An 18,442-nucleotide genomic window follows, 5' to 3' on the forward strand; every position below is an offset into this window, starting at 1 on the left:
GCTTCCGGGCGCCCTCCCCCGGTAGGCCAGAGAGGCAGAAGTGACTTCGGATCACGGCGTAGTAGCTGACAGCGCGAACCCCGACGTGGTGCTGGTGGGTGGCGGCATCATGAGCGCCACCCTCGCCGCGCTGTTCGGCATCGTCGCGCCCGACTGGTCGGTGACGGTGTTCGAGGCCGGACCCGCGCTGGCCGGCGAGAGCTCGGACGCCTGGAACAACGCCGGCACCGGTCACTCCGCCCTGTGCGAGCTGAACTACACCCCTGCCGGACCTGACGGCCGGGTGGACGCGTCCAAGGCCGTCGGGATCAACGAGCAGTTCCAGGTCTCCCGGCAGTTCTGGTCCCACCTGGTGCGCCGCGGCATGACCGCCTCGCCCAGGGACTTCATCTCCCCGGTGCCCCACGTCAGCTTCGTCACCGGCGACGAGGGCCGTCGCTACATGCGCAACCGCTACTCCGCGCTCAAGGCCGAGCCGCTGTTCGGCGAGCTCGAGCACACCGAGGACCCCGCGGAGCTCGCCCGGTGGATCCCGCTCGTCATGGCCGGCCGGGACCCGGAGCAGGCCGTCGCGGCCACCCGCTCGATCGCCGGCACCGACGTCAACTTCGGCGCCCTGACCAAGCTGCTGCTCGCGGACGCCGAGAACCGCGGCGTCGCGGCGCACACCCACCAGCGCGTCGAGGAGATCGAACGGGAGACCGACGGCCGCTGGAAGGTCACCGTCCGCGACACCCGGTCGGGCGAGCCGCGCACGGTCCGCGCCCGCTTCGTGTTCGTCGGCGCCGGCGGCGGCGCCCTGCCGCTGCTGCAGCGCACCGGCATCCCGGAGATCGCCGGCTTCGGCGGCTTCCCGGTGAGCGGCATGTTCCTGCGCACCACCTCGCAGGAACTGGTCCGCATGCACCAGGCCAAGGTCTACGGCCAGGCGGCGGTGGGCGCTCCCCCGATGTCGGTGCCGCACCTGGACCTGCGCCTGATCGACGGCGAGCACTCGCTGCTGTTCGGCCCCTATGCCGGCTTCTCGCCCAAGTTCCTCAAGGCCGGATCGATGTTCGACCTGCCGCTGAGCGTGCGCCCCAACAACCTCGGCTCGATGCTCGGCGTCGCCCGCACCGAGCTGGCGCTCACCAAGTACCTCATCAAGGAGCTGCTGCAGTCCCGCGCGGCCCGCCACCGCACCCTGCAGGGCTTCGTGCCGGAGGCCGAGGAGCACGACTGGGACATGATCACCGCAGGGCAGCGCGTCCAGGTGATCAAGCGGGACCCGTCCACCAGCAAGGGCATGCTGCAGTTCGGCACCGAGCTGATCGTCGGCGCCGACGGCACCATCGCCGGCCTGCTCGGGGCCTCCCCCGGCGCGTCGACGGCCGTGGCGGCGATGCTGACGCTCCTCGAGCGCTGCTTCCCCGACCGGACCCAGGCTTGGCGCCCGCTGATCCAGGAGGCGATCCCCTCCTACGGCCACAAGCTGTCGGAGGAGCCCGAGCTCCTCGCGCAGGTGCGCAAGGACACGATGGAGACCCTCGAACTCGACGGCTGACCGGCCGTCGGGGACGGGGGCTACCGCCCGGAGCCCCGAGCAGGGTAGGGTTCTCCTCGGTCGCTGTTGTACCTCTGCTCGTTCTCGAACGTCCGCAGTCGTCTCTGCCCTGACGTTCCTCTCGGTCCTGCCGGTCGGTGCGGCGGCCCCGGATCAGCGAGTGCCGATCCGGTCACCCCCAGCACGGAAGAAGATCGACATGGCTCAGGGCACTGTGAAGTGGTTCAACGCGGAGAAGGGCTTCGGGTTCATCGCCCAGGACGGCGGCGGCGCCGACGTCTTCTGCCACTACTCCGCCATCGTCAGCGACGGCTACCGCTCGCTCGACGAGGGCCAGCAGGTCGAGTTCGACGTCACGCAGGGCCAGAAGGGCCCCCAGGCGGAGAACGTTCGCCCCATCTGATCTGAACTGATCCCCGCCGGGGGTCACGGCGCTTCGTGCGCCGTGGCCCCCGTCGGCGTTCCACGCGGTCCTACAGGCTCACGGCCACCGTCGCGGCCAGCTCGCGCACGGCGTCCAGGTCGGCCGGCGAGCCCGCTCCGGTGAGGCTCAGCGGCGCCGCGACCTGCTTCCAGCGCAGCGCCCCGGTGATCCGCCCGATGGCGGTCAGCGCGCCCGCGGTGTCGTCGTTGCCGTGCACGTAGACGCCGTAGGGCAGCCCGACCGTGGCGTCCAGGCACGGGTAGTAGACCGTGTCGAAGAAGTGCTTGAGCGCCCCGGACATGTATCCGATGTTCGCCGGTGTGCCGAGCAGCACCCCGTCAGCGGCGAGCACGTCGGCCGGACCGGCCGACAGCGCCGGCCGCAGCACCAGCTCCACCTCCTCGACGAGGGCCGCGCCCTCCTTCACCGCCTCGAGCACCGCCTGCAGGGCGGGCGAAGGCGTGTGGTGGACGACGATCAGGCGAGGCATGCGCGGATCATCCCGCACCCTCGTCCGCCCCTCCCCCGGCCGCTCCCCGCAGCTCCCCGTACAGCCGGGCGAGGTCGGGCAGCTGGAAGTGCGCGTTGAGCCCGCTCGGATTCGGCACCACCCAGGTGCGCGCGCCCCCGATCTGCTCCGGCTGCCTCCCCAGGCCGGCACGCGGGCGCTCGAAGGCCAGCCGGTAGGCGCCGATGCCCAAGACGGCGAGCACTCCCGGCCGGTACCGGGCGACCAGCTCCGCCAGGGCTGCTGCGCCGGCGGTCAGCTCCTCGCGACCCAGCTCCGCCGCCGTCCGGGTCGGGCGGTCGACGAGGTTGGTCACCCCGAGCCCGTACCGGGGCAGCTCGCGGTCCTCGTCAGGGGTCAGCCGCCGCGGGGTGAGCGCGGCGAGGTGCAGCGCCGGCCAGAAGCGGTTGCCGGGGCGGGCGAAGTGGTGCCCGCGCTCGGCCGACATCAGCGAGGGGTTGATCCCGCAGAACAGCACGTCGAGGCCGGGCGCGACGACGTCGGGCAGCGGCTTGCCGGGCGGTGACCCGGCAGGCGGCGGTTCGGCGGGGAGCGGTTCGGCGGGCACGGCCCGATCCTCCGCCCGGCAGCTCAGCTGGGCAGCGATCCCCGGGCGACCACGTCGGTCGTCGGCGCCTCGGGAGCGGTGTCCCCTGGTTCGACGGTCAGCCCGTAGCTCGGGAAGTCGTCCGCGCCCTCGACCTCCAGGGTGCTCAGCTCCAGCCCCGACCCGGCGACGTCGAAGGTCCCCAGCGCCTTGGGCGTCCCCTGCTCCAGCCCCCAGAGCACGTAGTTCTCGGCATCGCGGTCGTTGGGCTCGAGCGCGTGGCTGACCACCTGCACGCCGTCGTCGCGGGCCAGCAGGGTGGCCACCGTCCGGCCGTCGTCGCCGGCGACCGGGACGACCGTCGCCGGGCCCGGGCGCAGCAGCTCCTCGAGCATCGCCGCCTCCGCGGCAGCGGCATCGCGCGCCTCGTTGCGGTCGTCCACGAGCACGACCGTCCAGCCGCCGAGGCCCACGACCGCGGCCACCGCGGCCGCCACGAGCACCGACGTCCAGCGGCGGCGCGGCACCGGTACCGCAACCGGCGCGGGCTCGGGCGCGGGCGGCGCGGGGCGGGCAGCGGTCCGCGGAGCGGCCGTCACCGGCAGCTCCGCGGACCCGTCCTGCGGGGTGCGGGCCACTTCGGCCCGCAACCGCTCGCCAAGCCCGGGCGGCGGCTCGGCGGACGGCGTGGCGGTGGCGAGGTCGGCCATCACCTCGGTGGTGTCGTCGACGACCTGGCGGCAGCGTGCGCAGTCCGCCAGGTGCGGGAGGAACGCGTCGGCGTCCTCCGGCTCCAGGGCGTGCAGCGCCCAGCCGACCGCCAGCTCCTCGAAGCCCTCGTCGTGGCCGGGACCCGGCCGGGTCGTGCTCATCGGGTGCTCCCGTCCGTCGGCGCGGCCGCTCCCCGGCCCTCGCCGGCGGCTCCGCCGCTGCCTGCCAGCTGCGTCTTCAGCTTCCGCATTCCCGACAACATCCGTGTCTTCACCGTGCCCAGCGGCACACCGGTCAGGGCGGCCACCTCCCGCTGCGTGTAGCCGCCGTAGTACGCCAGCGCGAGCGCCTCGCGCTGCGGGGCGGGCAGCTCGCCCAGGGCCGCGCGGACCTGCTCGGAGACCACCCGGTCGACGGCCTGCTCCTCGGCGTCGCGGGTCGCGGTCGGCGCGCTCAGCGCCATGTCGTCCTCCGCCCGGCGGCTGCGGCGCCGGTGCCCTTCCTCGCGCCGCACGGCGTCCACCGCCTTGTGGTGCACCATGGCCAGCAGCCAGGAGGAGACGCCGGCGCGGGCGGCGTCGAAGGCGCCCGGGTTGCGCCACACCGACAGGAAGACCTCCTGGACGACGTCCTCGGCCAGCCCGTCGTCGAGCAGGATGCGCCGGGCCAGCGAGAATGCCTGCCGGCCGAACAGCTCGTAGAGCTCGTCGACGGCGCCCCGGTCCCCCGCCCGGATGCGGACCAGCAGCGCCGCGGCGGCCGGGTTCTCCGGCCGGCGTGCCGGTTCGTCCATGATCGCCACGGTATCCGGCGATCGTTCCCACGCGGCGCCCGGAGCGCGGGCCACGAGCAGATCGGTGCCTGCCGATGCGCGCACGGGCTCCTCCTCGTGGTCGGTCGTCGGTCTCTCGAGCAGCATTCGTGTCCGGGGCCCGATCGGTTCATCCGTGCCGGCAGGTCCGCCCCGGCATCGGTGACCCCGGTCGACCGGGCCCGCCGGGCGCGCGTCGGGAAGGATGTGGCGGTGCACGCCGAGACGGTCCTGGTCCTGGTCCTCGGCGCGGTGGCGCTCATCGTCGCCGCCCACTGGGTCGCCGCCCGGACCGGACTGCCGGAGGCGGCGCTGCTCACCCTCGTCGGCATCGGCTACGCCGTGCTGCCCGGGCCCGACGTCGCCCTCGACCCCGAGCTGGTGCTCACCCTGGTGCTCCCGCCGCTGCTCTACAGCGCGGCGCTGGACTCCTCGCTCACCGCCATCCGCCGCAACCTGCGCACCGTCGTGAGCCTCTCGGTACTGCTGGTCCTGGTCACGGCGCTGTTGGTCGGCGTGGGCTTCTCCCTGTTCGTCGCCGGGGCCACGCTGGCCGCCGGCATCGCGCTGGGCGCCGCCGTCGCCCCGCCGGACCCGGTAGCGGCGCTCGCCGTGGGGCGCAAGGTCGGGCTCCCGCCCCGCCTGGTCACCCTCATCCAGGGGGAGGGCCTGCTCAACGACGCGACCGCGCTGACCATCCTCGGCGTCGCCATCGCCGCCGCCCAGGGGGACGGCTTCTCCGCCCCCGGCGCGGTCGGCCAGTTCCTGGTCGCCGCGGTGGGCGGCGTCGCCGTCGGGCTGGCCGTCGCCGTGGGCGTCCGGCCGCTGCGCCGGCTGCGCAGCGACCCGCTGTCGTCCAACTCGATCTCCCTGGCCACACCGTTCGTCGCCTACCTGCTGGGCGAGGCGGTGCACGTCTCCGGCGTGCTGGCGGTGGTCATCGCCGGGCTGGTCATCGGCCACCACAACCCCAGCTGGGCGTCGGGGGCCAGCCGGCTGCAGACCAACGCCGTGTGGCGGCTGGTCGACTTCCTGCTCGAGGGCATCGTCTTCCTGCTGATCGGCCAGCAGCTGCCGGACATCCTGGACGGGCTGGGCGCCTACGAGACCTCGACGATCTGGACGGCGTCGCTCGTCACCGTCGGCGTGGTCCTGCTGCTGCGCCCGCTGTGGCTCTGGCTCACCGAGCACCTGCCCCAGTCGCTGCACCTGCGGCTCAGCCAGGACGCCGCCGACGAGCCCGGCGCGCACGAGCACGGCCGGCTGACCGGCAAGGAGATCGTGGCCCTGAGCTGGGCCGGCACCCGAGGGGTGATCAGCCTGGCCGCGATCTTCTCGCTGCCACGCTTCACCGAGTCGGGCGCGCCCTTCCCCGATCGGGACCTGCTGCTGTTCTGCGCGCTGCTCGCGGTGCTGGTCACCCTCGTCGGGCAGGGGCTCACCTTCGCCCCGGTGGTGCGCGCCCTGGGGCTGCGCGCCGATCAGGCCGACGAGGCGCGGCTGCGCAACGAGGCCCGGGCCGCGTCGGCGGAGGCCGGGCTGGCCCGGCTCCGGGAGCTGGAGACGGAGCGGCACGACCACGTCGACGACGCGGCGATCGCCGCCATCCGCGGTCAGCTGACCACCCGGCTGGCCCGGTACCAGCAGCGGCTGGACGCGCTGGAGGGCGCCGAGGGCGGGCAGATCCCGCTGTCCCCGGAGTACGAGGCGACCCTCCGGGTGCGCCGCTCGGTGCTGGACGCCCAGCGCGCCGAGCTGCTCGACTGGCGGGACACCGGCCGGCTCCCTGACGAGAGCCTGCGCGCCCTGGAACGGGAGCTGGACCACGAGGAGCGGCTCCTCCCGGCGCGCCCGGAGCGCCCGGAGCGCCCGGAGCGCTGACCGGGGTCAGGTCCGCTCGGCGCTCTCCGCCCCCGCGGGCGCCGGCTCGTCGGTGGGGGCGTCCTTGAGGAAGAGGTACCAGTACGAGCTGGCGACGAAGACCACGGCGCCCACCAGGTTGCCGGCACCTGCCAGCAGCCAGTTGAGCAGCGTCTCGCCCCATCCGACGTCCGGCACCCCGGCGAAGATCGCCGCGGGCAGGAAGAACATGTTGGCGACGACGTGGTCGAAGCCCATCGCCACGAACGCCATGATCGGGAAGAAGATCGCCAGGATCTTGCCCGCCACGTCGGTGGCCGCCAGCGACATCCACACGGCCAGGCAAACCAGCCAGTTGCAGCCGACCGCCCGCAGGAAGGTCTGCCACGGCGACTCCCCCAGCGCCTTGCCCTCGGCGATGCCGGCCAGCCGCTCGTAGGTCAGCCCGGCGTTGCCGCCGGCGTCCGCGTCGCCGATGACGCCGGTCTGCACGGCCAGGAAGAAGGCGACGACGAGGGCCCCCACCAGGTTGCCCAGCAGCACGAGCGAGAGGTTCTTGGCCACGTCGCCCAGCCCGAGCTTGCCGCGCATGGCGCTCAGCGGGACCAGCGCCATGTTGCCCGTGGCCAGGTCGGAGCCCGCGATGAGCACGAGCACCAGCCCGAGGGTGAACGTGGCGCCGGTGAACAGGGTGGGCAGCGTCCCCCAGGTCTCCGGGTCCAGGCCGGAGGAGACCGCGATCGCGACCAGCCCGCCGAAGGCGATGTACGCCCCGGCCAGGAAGGCGCTGACCAGCACCTTGTCCCACGTCCGGTGCGACTTCTTGGCGCCGGCCTCGGCCGCCACCCGGGCAATCTCCTGCGGCTCGCGTGCGGTCATGGCGACCTCTCCTGGGACCTACCGGTGGGAGTCCGGCCGGCACGCCGCCGGCGGCACGGGCGTGGTGTGACCAGGTTCGCCGTCCCGTAACCGGAGGACCGCGACCACTGGCACCCCCGGGCGGTCGCCCGTGTGCCAGGGTGACTCTTCGTGACCGCTGTGCTCTCCATCCAGTCGCACGTCGCCTACGGGCACGTCGGCAACTCCTCGGCCGTGTTCCCGCTCCAGCGCCTGGGCATCGAGGTCTGGCCGGTGCACACCGTCCAGTTCTCCAACCACACCGGCTACGGCAAGTGGACGGGGCGGGTCTTCGACGGCCAGGCGGTCGAGGAGGTCGTCGACGGCATCGCCGACCGCGGGGTCCTGTCCTCCTGCGACGCGGTGCTGTCGGGCTACCTGGGCTCGGCCGACATCGGGCACGCCGTGGTGCAGACCGTCTCCCGGGTCCGGGCGGCCAACCCCGACGCCGTCTACTGCTGCGACCCGGTAATCGGCGACGTCGGCCGCGGGGTGTTCGTGCGGCCGGGCATCGAGGAGCTGATGCGGGAGGTCGCCGTGCCGGCCGCCGACGTCGTCACGCCCAACCACTACGAGCTGGACCTGCTGGCCGGGACGACGACCCGCTCGCTGACCTCGGTGAAGGACGCCGTGGCCGCGGTGCAGCAACTCGGTCCGCGGGTGGTGCTCACGACCTCGCTGGACGCCGAGGACACCCCGGACGACGCGGTCGACCTGCTGGCCTCCGAGGGGGGCCGGCACTACCGCGTGCGCACCCCGAAGCTGGACGTGTCGGTCAACGGCGCGGGCGACGCGATCGCGGCGCTGTTCCTCGCGCACCTGCTCCGGACGAACTCCCCCGCCGAGGCGCTCGGCGCGGCCGCGGCGTCGGTGTTCGGACTGCTGGCCCGCACCGAGGCCGCCGGATCGCGCGAGATCCTGCTCGTCGCGGCCCAGGACGAGTACGTCACCCCCAGCCGCACCTTCCCCGTCGAGGAGGTCTGACGGCCCACGGGTGACCGACGCCGCACCCCGGCGGGGCCGCAGGGCGCGGATACTGTCCAGTCGTGCCCCCCGTGAACCCCGCCCTGCCCCGCGCTGCCCGGACGACGTCCCGATGAGCGTGGTCGACGAGCGCCCGGGTGCGGACCGGACGGCGCGCGAGGCGGTGGGCCAGGCCGGCCGTCGGCGGACCTTCGCCGTCATCAGCCACCCCGACGCCGGCAAGTCCACGCTCACCGAGGCCCTCGCCCTGCACGCCCGGGTGATCGGCCAGGCCGGCGCGGTGCACGGCAAGGCGGGCCGGCGCGGCACGGTGTCGGACTGGATGGACATCGAGAAGCAGCGCGGCATCTCCATCACCTCCGCGGCGCTGCAGTTCGAGTACCGCGACGCGGTCATCAACCTGCTCGACACCCCCGGCCACGCCGACTTCTCCGAGGACACCTACCGCGTCCTCACCGCCGTCGACGCCGCGGTGATGCTGGTCGACGCCGCCAAGGGCCTCGAGGCCCAGACGATGAAGCTCTTCGCCGTCTGCCGGCACCGCGGCATCCCGGTGCTCACCGTGATCAACAAGTGGGACCGCCCGGGCAAGGACGCCCTCGAGCTCATGGACGAGATCAACGAGCGCACCGGGCTGACCCCCACGCCGCTGACCTGGCCGGTCGGCATCGCAGGTGACTTCCGCGGCGTCCTCGACCGCTCCGACGGCTCCTACCGCCGCTTCACCCGCACCGCCGGCGGCGCGACCATCGCCCCCGAGGAGACGCTGCCGGCCGACGCCGCGCTGGCCCGCGAGGGCGACGCCTGGCGCCAGGCGGTCGAGGAGGTCGAGCTCCTGGGCGCGAGCGGCCAGGACCACGAGCAGTCGCTGTTCCTCGACGGCGTCACCACCCCGGTGCTGTTCGCCTCGGCGGTCTCCAACTTCGGCGTGGGCGCACTGCTGGACACCCTGGTCGACCTCGCCCCGGCCCCGACCGGCATGCCGACGGCCGACGGCGGGGTCCGGGCGCTCACCGACCCGTTCAGCGCCTTCGTGTTCAAGGTGCAGGCCGGCATGGACACCGCGCACCGCGACCGCCTGGCCTTCATCCGGATCGCCTCCGGGGTCTTCGAGCGTGGCATGGTCGTGACCCACGCGCGCACCGGCCGCCCGTTCGCGACCAAGTACGCCCAACACGTGTTCGGCCGCGACCGCGAGAGCATCGACCTCGCCTACCCCGGGGACGTCGTCGGCCTGGTGAACGCGAACGCGCTGGGTGTGGGCGACACCCTGTACGCCGAGCAGCCGGTGCAGTTCCCGCCGCTGACCACCTTCGCCCCCGAGCACTTCGCCGTCTGCCACAGCCGGGACGCCGCCAAGCACAAGCAGTTCCGCAAGGGCATCGCGCAGCTCGACAGCGAGGGCGTGGTGCAGGTGCTGACGTCCGACCGACGCGGCGACGGGGCACCGGTGCTCGCCGTCGTCGGGCCCATGCAGTTCGAGGTGGCCACGCACCGGATGGAGCACGAGTTCGGGGCTCCGGTCGACCTGGACCGCCTGCCCTACAGCCTGGCGCTGCGTACCGACGAGGCCTCCGCGCCCGGCATCCTCGCGGCCGCCCGCAACGCCGAGATCCTGCGCCGGGGCGACGGCGAGCTGCTCGCCGTCTTCCCGGACAAGTGGGGCCTGCGGGTGCTGCAGCAGAACAAGCCCGAGCTGACCCTCGAGCCGCTGGTCGCCGCCCAGCTCTGAGCCGGCGCACTCAGGGCAGGCCGGCCAGCACCTTGTCCAGCGTCACCGGCAGGTCCCGTACGCGGATACCGGTGGCGCGGTGGACGGCGTTGACGACGGCGGCGGCGGTGCCGGTGATGCCGATCTCGCCGATGCCCTTGGATCCCATGACGTTGACCCAGGGGTCGTGCTCGTCGATCCAGTGCGCCTGCACGTCGGCGACGTCGGCGTTGACGGAGATGTGGTACTCGGCGAGGTCGTGGTTGACGACCTGGCCGACTCGCGGGTCCCAGACGCTGTTCTCGTGCAGGGCCATGGACAGGCCCATGGTCATGCCGCCGATGAGCTGCGAGCGGGCGGTGCGCGGATTGACGATGCGGCCGGCGGCGAAGACGCCGTAGAGGCGCGGGACCCGCAGCTCCCCGGTGTCGGCGTGCACGCGCACCTCGGTGAACTGGGCCCCGAAGGCGTAGGCCGCGTGGTCGGAGTCCCTCTCCGCCTGGTCGACGTCCCCGGAGACCTCGTCGCCGTCGGCCGGGTCGCCGCCGAACTTGTCGCGGAAGGCCCCGGCGGCCACGACGATCGCCGACCCCCAGGTGTTGGTGCCCGACGAGCCCCCGGCGACGGAGGCTCGGGGGTACCGGGTGTCCCCGATGCGCACCTCGACGTCGTCGACCGGGACGTCGAGGGCATCGGCGGCAATCTGCGGCAGCACCGTCCACGCGCCGGTGCCCAGGTCGGCGGCGCCGATCTCCACGGCGTACCGGCCGGCCTCGAACCGGACGGTCGCGGTCGAGCTGGCCTGGCGGTACGTCGGGTAGACCGACGAGGCGACGCCGGTGCCGACCAGCCAGTCGCCGTCGCGGTGACCCGCCGGCGGGCGGTCGGCCCAGCCGAACCGCTCGGCCCCCTCGCGCAGGCAGGCGACCAGGTTCCGGCTGGACCAGGGCTTCCCGGACTCCGGGTCCTTCTCCGGCTCGTTGCGGATGCGCAGCTCGACCGGGTCCATCTCGAGCGCCTCGGCCAGCTCGTCGAGGGCGACCTCGGGGCCGAACATGCCCGGGCACTCCCCCGGCGCCCGCATCCACGAGGGCACCGGGACGTCGAGCGCGGCGACCCGGTGCGTCGTCCGCCGGCTCGGCGAGGCGTACATCATCCGGGTCGGGACGCCGGTCTGCTCCGCGAACTCCTTGATCCGCGACGTCTGCTCGACGACGTCGATCGCGATGGCCTGCAGCCGTCCGGTGCGGTCGGCGGCGACCTGCATCCGCTGGATGGTGGGGGTGCGGTACCCGGCCAGGAAGAACATCTGCTGGCGGGTCAGCGCCAGCCGCACCGGGCGGCCCGGCAGCGCCCGCGCGGCCATCGCGGCGAGCACGAGGTTCGCGTGAGGGGTGCCCTTCGAGCCGAAGCCACCGCCCACGTAGGGGCAGACGACCCGGATGCGCTCCCGCTCCAGGCCGAAGATCTTCGCCACCGTCGACCGGGCCGGGTGCACGCCCTGGGTGGAGTCCCAGAGCGTGAGCGGCACCTCGGCCTCGGCGTCCCACAGCGCCGTCGTCGCGTGCGGCTCGAGGGGGTTGTTGTGGTACATCGCCGTGGCGTAGGTCTGCTCGACCGTGGCGTGCGCGGTGGCCATCGCCCCGGCGACGTCCCCCTCGGCGGTGTCGGTCGGGAAGCCGGCGTTGACCTTGTCAGGCTTGTACAGCCCGGGGTGGTCCACGGTCAGCTCGCTGTCGTGCTCGCGCTCGTCGTAGGTGAAGCGCAGCAGGTCCGCGGCCTGGCGGGCCAGCTCGGAGGTCTCGGCGATCACGACGCCGACCGGCTGCCCGCGGAAGGCCACCTCGTCGTCCTGCAGCACGGCCAGCTCGCGGTCGTCGGTCCAGGCCAGGCGCTCGGCGTTGCCGGCGGTCAGCACGGCGAGCACGCCGTCGAGGGCGTCGACCGCGGAGGTGTCGACGGCGGTGATCCGGCCCAGCGGGACGGTGGCCTGGACGATGTGTGCGAACGCGGGCCGCTCGACGGGGGTCTCGAAGGCGTAGGTGGCGGTGCCGCACACCTTGGCCGCGCCGTCGCGGCGGGCGAGGTCGGTGCCGATGGCGCGCGGGTCGAGCAGTTCGGGCACGGTCATGCCTCCAGGGCGAGGTCGCGCACGGTGGCGACGACGGTGCGCTGCACAAGCGGGATCTTGAAGCCGTTGCCGCCGTCGACCCCGGGCTGCGGCTGCGCGGCGGTCAGCTCGGCCTCCATGGCGCCGCGCACGGCGTGCTCGGTCAGCGGTGCGCCGCGCAGGATCTCCTCGGCGCGACGTGCCCGCCACGGCTTGTGGGCGACACCGCCCAGCGCGAGCCGGATCTCCCCGTCGCCCGGGACGACCGCGGCGACCGAGACCAGGGCGAAGGCGTACGACGCGCGGTCGCGCACCTTGCGGTAGGCCGACCGCGCACCGGCCGCCAGCGGCGGGAGGTCGATGGCCGTGATGAGCTCACCGTGCTCGAGCACGGTGTCGCGCGAGGGGTCGTCGTCCGGCAGCCGGTGCAGTTCGGGAAAGGGGACCAGCCGCTCGCCCGCCGGCCCCTGGACGTGCACCAGCGCGTCCAGCGCCGCCAGCGCCACGGCCATGTCCGAGGGATGGGTGGCGATGCAGGTCTCCGCGGCCGTGGGGTCGGGCAGCACGCCCGGCGTGCCGAGGATCGCGTGGTTGCGCGTCGACCCGCCGACGGCCGTGCAGCCGCTGCCGGGCTCGCGCTTGTTGCAGGCGGTCGTGACGTCCTGGAAGTACACGCACCGGGTGCGCTGCAACGGGTTGCCGCCGGTGGTGGCCATGTTGCGCAGCTGGCCGGTCGCACCGGAGAGCAGCGCCTGCGCCAGCACCGGGTAGCGCTCGCGCACCCGCCGGTCGGCGGCGAGCTCGGCGTTGGTCACCGCCGCGCCGATCCGCAGGCCGCCGTCCTCCAGGTCCACGACCGCGCGCGAGGTGAGCCGACGGACGTCGACCACGAGCTCGGGGCGGGCGACGCCGAGCTTGAGGTGGTCGACGAGGTTGGTGCCGCCGCCCAGGAAGACCGCCCCCGGCTCGGTGGCCACGGTGCGGACGGCCTCTGCGACGTCGGCCGGGCGGGCATAGGAGAACGGCTTCATCGTCCGGTCCCCCGACCCGACCCGCCCGCGCCCCCGGCCTGCTGCACGGCCGGGACGATGTTCACGTAGGCCGCGCAGCGGCACAGGTTGCCGCTCATCCGCTCGGCCACCTCCGCGTGCGACAGGTCCGGGGCGGCACCCAGGTCTGGGGTCGCCGAGCTGGGCCAGCCTCGGCGGACCTCGTCGAGCAGCCCCACCGCGGAGCAGATCTGCCCCGGCGTGCAGTAGCCGCACTGGAAGGCGTCACGGTCGATGAACGCCTGCTGCACGGGGTGGAGCTCGCCCCCGGCAGCCAGGCCGTCGGCGGTCGTGATCTCCGCGCCGTCGTGGGCCACCGCCAGCGCCAGGCAGCTCAGCGCCCGGTCGCCGTCCAGCAGCACCGTGCAGGCGCCGCACTGGCCGTGGTCGCACCCCTTCTTCGGGCTGGGATTGCCGAGCCGCTCGCGCAGCGCGTCCAGCAGGGTCGTGCGGGTGTCGACCGTCAGGCGGCGGGGCACGCCGTCGACCGTCAGGGAGATCTCGGCGTCCACGGGCCCCCGGTGCCCATCCGGGTCACGACGGCAAACGCGACCCGCCAGTCGTCAGTCGGCGGACAGGTTCGCCGTGATCCGCTCGATCGTGCCGTCCTCGACCGGCAGGTGCGGCAGCACGACCGGCACCTCCTCGGCCTCGAGCCCGGCGTCGGCGAGGGCGGCGAGCAGCAGGTCGGCCTCGGTCGGCGGCACCGGCACGGTGCACCCGGACTCCTCCAGTGCCGCCCGGGCGAGGAACAGCGCACCGGCGAGGCTGTCGTCCGGCAGCCCCCTCGCCGGAGGTGCGGGAACCGCCGCCCGGGTCGCTGCCTCGGCGGCGCGCACCAGCGACAGCGGCAGCCCCTCGGTCTCCACCTCCAGCAGCGGCTGGGTCCCGAGCGCGGCCAGCACCAGCTGCTCGGCGTCGATCCGCAGCGGCGCCTCCCACTCCCCCGCACGCACGACCGCGGCGAGGTCGCCGCCGTCCTCGCCGACGTCGTCGGCCAGCTCCGCCCACGCCGCCGGACGGTCGGTGCGGGCGCGCTCGGCCGCCGTCACGCACGTGTCGTGCACGAAGGGCACCAGCACCTCGTCGTCGAACCGTTCGGCGTGCACGCTGCCGTCGTCGGCCAGGGCGTTCAGCGCGTCCTGGAAGCTGCCCGGCACCGCGTCGCCGAGGTCCAGACGCCCGCCGTCGTCGCTGCTGAGCGGCAGCCCGCCCGCGGCGCGCTCCCCGAGCGTGGGCCCGGTGGGCTGCGGCAGCCCGTTGCGCCGTCGCAGGTGCGGCCGGTCGGACAGCCCCACCGCCCAGGCGCAGGACTCCGCGATCAGCGCGGGGGTCCGCTCCCGCAGCACCTCGCGGACGAGCAGCCCCATCCAGTCGACGTCGAACACGCGCTCCAGTGTCCACGCGCGGGGCCGGTGAGTTCCGGGACCGCGTGCGGTCGGACCGTGCAGCGACCCGCCGCCCCTACCCGGAGGAGACGACATGGCCAAGCTGATCTACTCGATGATCACTTCGCTGGACGGCTACGCGGAGGCCGCCGACGGCGGCGGCCTCGGCACCGGAGCCGACGACGAGGAGGTGCACACCTTCGTCGGCGACGTCTTCCGGCACGTCGGCACGTACCTCTACGGCCGGCGGATGTACGAGACGATGGTCTTCTGGGAGACCGCGCACGCCGAGCCCGGCGCGCCCCCGCACATCGTGCAGTACGCGCGCGACTGGCAGGCCGCCGAGAAGGTCGTCTTCTCGACGACGTTGGAGTCGGTGTCCAGCGAGCGGACCAGGATCGAGCGGACCTTCGATCCGGACACGGTGCGCCGGCTCAAGGAGGAGGCCGACGCCGACCTCACCGTCGACGGCCCGACCCTGGCCGCCCAGGCGGTCGCCGCGGGCCTGGTGGACGAGTACCACCTGTTCGTGACCAGCACCTTGGTCGGGAGCGGGAAACGGTTCTTCCCGGACGGCGTCCGTCTGGACCTGGAGCTGGTCGAGGAGCGGGCCTTCGCCAGCGGCCTGGTCTACGCGCGCTACCGGACGCGGTGAACCGGTCAACCGGCCGGTTCGGACAGCGGCAGCATCACCTGGAAGCGGGTGTCGCCGGGTCGCGAGGTCACCCGCAGGTCACCGCCGTGCCGCTTGACCACGACCCGCCACGAGACGTCGAGACCGAGACCGGTGCCCTGACCGACCGGCTTGGTGGTGAAGAACGGCTCGAACACCCGCGATCGCAGCTCCTCCGGGATGCCGGGGCCGGTGTCGGCGATCTCCACCAGCGCGCAGTCGCCGTCCCGGCCCGTCCGTACCGTGAGCGTGCCCTCGCCGTCCATCGCGTCGAGGGCGTTGACGATCAGGTTGGTCCACACCTGGTTGAGCTCGCCGGCGTAGGCCGGCACCTGCGGCAGGGTCCGGTCGTACTCCTTGACCACGGTGATCCCGGGCTTGATCTTCCCGTTGAGCATCACCAGCGTGGCGTCCAGCCCGGCGTGCAGGTCGGTGGGCTGGTGCGGGGTGCGGTCCATCTGCGAGTACTGCTTGGCCGCGTCGACCAGGCCGGAGATCCGGTGCGTGCTGTCGGCGATCTCCACCAGCAGCGACTCGGCCTCGACGGTGTACGCCAGCCAGCGCAGCGCCGGCTCCAGGTTGGACGCCGACACCGCCGCAGGGACGCGGTCGAGGTCCTCGGGGCCCAGCCCGGCCGCGACGAACACCCCGGCCATCTCCCACGCCTGCTGGACGTCGTGGTCCTCGAGCCACTCGCCGAGCCCGTCCTCGAGGTCCGAGCGCTCCAGCGCGGTGAGCTCCCGTGCGGTACCGACGCGGGCGACGAACTCCTCCTGCAGGCCGGTCAGCGACCGCAGCACCTCGCCGTCGAGCTTGCCGTCGGCCAGCATCGCCAGCTTGTGGCGCATGCCGGCGAATCGGTCGCGCAGCGCGTCCGCCGCACGGGACGCCGCCGCCGCCGGGTTGTTCAGCTCGTGGGTGAGGCCGGCGGTCAGCTTGCCCATCGCCAGCAGCCGTTCCCGTTGGCCGACCAGCTCGGCCGAGTTCCGCTGCCCGACGAACATGCCCTCGAGCAGGTGCACGGCCATCGGGTACCACTGCCGGAAGACCTCGGCGAACGGTCCGGCCGGCAGGGCCAGGAAGCGGCAGTCGGTGACCGCGCGGACCGTGGCCGGGTATCGCTGCTCCAGCCGGTCGCCGAAGTAGAACTGCACCGCGCCGGAGTAGACGCCGCGGTGCGACGTCCGCACCGTCTCGACCTCGCTGCCGCCGACGAGGCGGGACATGGTCATCGTCCCCTCGAGCAGGACGAAGAAGCACTCCGCCGGCTCGCCCTCGACCGACACGTCGGTGCCCGCCGGGCACTCGACGACGTCGCCGTTGCCGGCCACCCACTCCAGCTGCCCCTCGTCGAGGTCCTCGAAGAGGAACAGCTCCCGCAGCTCGGCGGGCGCCAGCCGCGGCAGGGGCGTGCCCGGCGTGGTCACCGCTCCCCCAGGTACCGGTGCACCAGGGTGACGGCCATGGCACCCTCGCCGACGGCCGAGGCGACCCGCTTGACCGACTCCGCCCGGACGTCACCGGCGACGAAGACGCCCGGCACGCTGGACTCCAGCAGGTAGGGGTCGCGGTCCAGCGTCCAGCCGTGCGGACGCCGGCCATCGCCCAGCAGCGAGGGACCGGTGGGGATGAATCCCCGCTCGTCACGCACCAGCGCACCGTCGAGCCAGTGCGTGCGCGGCTCCCCGCCGATGAAGACGAACAGGTGGCTGGCCTCGTAGGTGGTGCGCTCGCCGGTCCCGGCATCGAGCAGGGTGACCTGCTCGAGGTGGTCGGTGCCGTGCGCCTCGGCCACCGTCGTGCAGGTGTGCACGCGCACGTTGTCGATCGCGGCCAGTTGCTCGACGAGGTACTGGGACATCGATGCCTCGAGCGAGGGCCCGCGGACGAGCAGGTGCACCGAGCGGGCGTACCGGGCGAAGAACACCGCTGCCTGCCCCGCCGAGTTCGCGCCGCCGACGATGAAGACCGCCCGGTCGGCGCACGCGGCGGCCTCGGTCATGGCCGAGCCGTAGTAGACGCCGCGGCCGGTGAGCCCGTCGGCGCCCGGCACACCGAGGCTCCGGTAGGACACCCCGGTGGCCAGGACGACGGCGTGCGCGGCGATGGTGCTGCCGTCGTCGAAGCGCAGCACCCGCTTGGAGCCGTGCGCCTCCAGGGCCACGCAGTCCCGGGTGAGCAGCAGCTCGGCGCCGAACTTCCGGGCCTGGCGGCGGGCCCGGTCGGCCAGCTGGCCGCCGGAGATCCCGTTCGGGAAGCCGAGGTAGTTCTCGATCCGGCTGCTCTGCCCGGCCTGGCCGCCGGTGGCCTCGCGCTCGACCAGCACCGTCCGAAGGCCCTCCGAGGCGCCGTAGACCGCCGCGCCCAGCCCGGCCGGCCCCCCGCCGACGACGACGAGGTCGTAGAACTCGGATTCGGCGGAGACGCTCAGGCCCACGACCGAGGCGAGCTCGCTCTCCGTCGGCGCCTTCAGCACGACCCCGTCCGGGGTGATGATCACCGGCACGTCGTCGGCGGTGGCGCCGGCCGCCTCGAGCATGCGCTCGCCCTCCGCCTCGTCGGCGCCGTACCAGCGGTACGGGACGGCGTTGCGGGCCAGCAGGTCACGCGCCCGGAACGACGGCGCCGACCACCGGTGGCCGACGAGCTTGACCTCGCCGACGACGGCCTCGAGGCTCTCCCGCCACGCCTCGATCATCTGGTCGACGACCGGGTAGAGCTTCTCCTCGGGCGGGTCCCACGGCTTGAGCAGGTAGGCGTCGACGTCGACGACGTTGATGGCCTGGATGGCGGCGTCGGTGTCGGCGTAGGCGGTGAGCAGGGCCCGCCGTGCCCGCGGGAAGAGATCCATGGCGCGCTCGAGGAACTCGATGCCGTTCATCTCCGGCATCCGGTAGTCGGCCAGGACCGCGACCACCGTGTCCCCGCGCAGCTTCAGCTCCCGCAGCGCGTCGAGCGCCTCCGGCCCGGACGACGCGCGCAGCACGCGGTACTCCTCGCCGTACCGGCGCCGGAGGTCCCGGGCGACGGCGCGGGACACCCCGGGGTCGTCGTCCACGCTGAGGAGGACCGGTCTGCCCACGTGCGCTCCTGTCCCGCGCCGGCCTCGTCCCGGCCACCCGCCGGGCCGGCCTCCGGAGGTGCGAGCAGGAGGCTGTCCCTCGCGTGCCGGCGATGACGCTAGTCCGACGGATGCCTGCTGCGCACCTCTCCGGTGGGGGCGCCG

17 protein-coding genes are annotated in these 18,442 nt (G+C 73.8%); 6 read left to right on the plus strand and 11 right to left on the minus strand.

Annotated features, from left to right (window positions below):
* Window positions 1-40 precede the first annotated feature (40 nt).
* Both mqo and BLS70_RS00190 read left to right on the plus strand, forming a co-directional pair.
* On the plus strand, window positions 41-1,543 hold the full coding sequence (mqo, locus tag BLS70_RS00185; protein WP_091763538.1) for a malate dehydrogenase (quinone): 1,503 nt from the start codon (window positions 41-43) through the stop codon (window positions 1,541-1,543).
* A 199-nt stretch (window positions 1,544-1,742) separates the two neighbouring features.
* Entirely contained in the window at window positions 1,743-1,946 is a 204-nt protein-coding gene (locus BLS70_RS00190; protein WP_040339557.1) for a cold-shock protein, read from the plus strand.
* A gap of 70 nt (window positions 1,947-2,016) precedes the next feature.
* On the opposite strand, the gene BLS70_RS00195 is transcribed toward BLS70_RS00190, so the two are convergent.
* Genes BLS70_RS00195 through BLS70_RS00210 form a run of 4 tightly spaced genes read right to left on the minus strand, consistent with a single transcriptional unit; the run spans window position 2,017 to window position 4,526 of the window.
* Window positions 2,017-2,457: a flavodoxin family protein gene (locus BLS70_RS00195; RefSeq protein ID WP_091763539.1), complete on the minus strand. Its 441-nt coding sequence runs from the start codon at window positions 2,455-2,457 to the stop codon at window positions 2,017-2,019.
* A 7-nt stretch (window positions 2,458-2,464) separates the two neighbouring features.
* Entirely contained in the window at window positions 2,465-3,043 is a 579-nt protein-coding gene (gene mug / locus BLS70_RS00200; protein WP_218122209.1) for a G/U mismatch-specific DNA glycosylase, read from the minus strand.
* A gap of 23 nt (window positions 3,044-3,066) precedes the next feature.
* On the minus strand, window positions 3,067-3,894 hold the full coding sequence (locus BLS70_RS00205) for an anti-sigma factor (protein WP_091763540.1): 828 nt from the start codon (window positions 3,892-3,894) through the stop codon (window positions 3,067-3,069).
* Window positions 3,891-4,526, minus strand: a complete 636-nt coding sequence (locus tag BLS70_RS00210) for a sigma-70 family RNA polymerase sigma factor (protein ID WP_091764052.1) — start codon at window positions 4,524-4,526, stop codon at window positions 3,891-3,893. Before BLS70_RS00210 ends, BLS70_RS00205 begins: the two co-directional genes overlap by 4 nt.
* A gap of 231 nt (window positions 4,527-4,757) precedes the next feature.
* Here BLS70_RS00210 and BLS70_RS00215 point away from each other — a divergent pair, with 231 nt between their 5' ends.
* On the plus strand, window positions 4,758-6,425 hold the full coding sequence (locus BLS70_RS00215; RefSeq protein WP_091764053.1) for a Na+/H+ antiporter: 1,668 nt from the start codon (window positions 4,758-4,760) through the stop codon (window positions 6,423-6,425).
* 6 nt (window positions 6,426-6,431) lie between these two features.
* Here BLS70_RS00215 and BLS70_RS00220 read toward each other — a convergent pair whose 3' ends face one another.
* Complete coding sequence (locus tag BLS70_RS00220) at window positions 6,432-7,283, minus strand: formate/nitrite transporter family protein (protein WP_091763541.1); 852 nt, start codon at window positions 7,281-7,283, stop codon at window positions 6,432-6,434.
* A gap of 150 nt (window positions 7,284-7,433) precedes the next feature.
* On the opposite strand from BLS70_RS00220, the gene pdxY reads away from it, so the two are divergent.
* Window positions 7,434-8,285: a pyridoxal kinase PdxY gene (gene pdxY / locus BLS70_RS00225; protein WP_091763542.1), complete on the plus strand. Its 852-nt coding sequence runs from the start codon at window positions 7,434-7,436 to the stop codon at window positions 8,283-8,285.
* A gap of 112 nt (window positions 8,286-8,397) precedes the next feature.
* Complete coding sequence (locus BLS70_RS00230; RefSeq protein ID WP_091763543.1) at window positions 8,398-10,017, plus strand: peptide chain release factor 3; 1,620 nt, start codon at window positions 8,398-8,400, stop codon at window positions 10,015-10,017.
* A 10-nt stretch (window positions 10,018-10,027) separates the two neighbouring features.
* Here the strand turns inward: BLS70_RS00230 and BLS70_RS00235 are convergent, their stop codons facing one another.
* Genes BLS70_RS00235 through BLS70_RS00250 form a run of 4 tightly spaced genes read right to left on the minus strand, consistent with a single transcriptional unit; the run spans window position 10,028 to window position 14,543 of the window.
* A complete protein-coding gene (locus BLS70_RS00235) occupies window positions 10,028-12,127 on the minus strand; it encodes a xanthine dehydrogenase family protein molybdopterin-binding subunit (protein ID WP_255362127.1) in 2,100 nt (699 codons plus the stop codon).
* Window positions 12,124-13,137: an FAD binding domain-containing protein gene (locus BLS70_RS00240; protein WP_091763544.1), complete on the minus strand. Its 1,014-nt coding sequence runs from the start codon at window positions 13,135-13,137 to the stop codon at window positions 12,124-12,126. Before BLS70_RS00240 ends, BLS70_RS00235 begins: the two co-directional genes overlap by 4 nt.
* Window positions 13,134-13,667: a 2Fe-2S iron-sulfur cluster-binding protein gene (locus tag BLS70_RS00245; protein WP_091763545.1), complete on the minus strand. Its 534-nt coding sequence runs from the start codon at window positions 13,665-13,667 to the stop codon at window positions 13,134-13,136. Before BLS70_RS00245 ends, BLS70_RS00240 begins: the two co-directional genes overlap by 4 nt.
* A gap of 51 nt (window positions 13,668-13,718) precedes the next feature.
* Window positions 13,719-14,543, minus strand: a complete 825-nt coding sequence (locus BLS70_RS00250) for a hypothetical protein (protein WP_091763546.1) — start codon at window positions 14,541-14,543, stop codon at window positions 13,719-13,721.
* Between the two features lie 94 nt (window positions 14,544-14,637).
* On the opposite strand from BLS70_RS00250, the gene BLS70_RS00255 reads away from it, so the two are divergent.
* Window positions 14,638-15,198, plus strand: a complete 561-nt coding sequence (locus BLS70_RS00255) for a dihydrofolate reductase family protein (RefSeq protein WP_091763547.1) — start codon at window positions 14,638-14,640, stop codon at window positions 15,196-15,198.
* Window positions 15,199-15,203: 5 nt separating this feature from the next.
* Here the strand turns inward: BLS70_RS00255 and BLS70_RS00260 are convergent, their stop codons facing one another.
* Entirely contained in the window at window positions 15,204-16,643 is a 1,440-nt protein-coding gene (locus BLS70_RS00260; protein WP_255362128.1) for an ATP-binding protein, read from the minus strand.
* A complete protein-coding gene (locus BLS70_RS00265; RefSeq protein ID WP_091763548.1) occupies window positions 16,640-18,298 on the minus strand; it encodes an FAD-dependent oxidoreductase in 1,659 nt (552 codons plus the stop codon). The genes BLS70_RS00260 and BLS70_RS00265 overlap by 4 nt, the downstream gene beginning before the upstream one ends.
* Between the last annotated feature and the right edge of the window lie 144 nt (window positions 18,299-18,442).

It is taken from the genome of Blastococcus aurantiacus (assembly GCF_900102425.1).
GTDB lineage: Bacteria > Actinomycetota > Actinomycetes > Mycobacteriales > Geodermatophilaceae > Blastococcus > Blastococcus aurantiacus.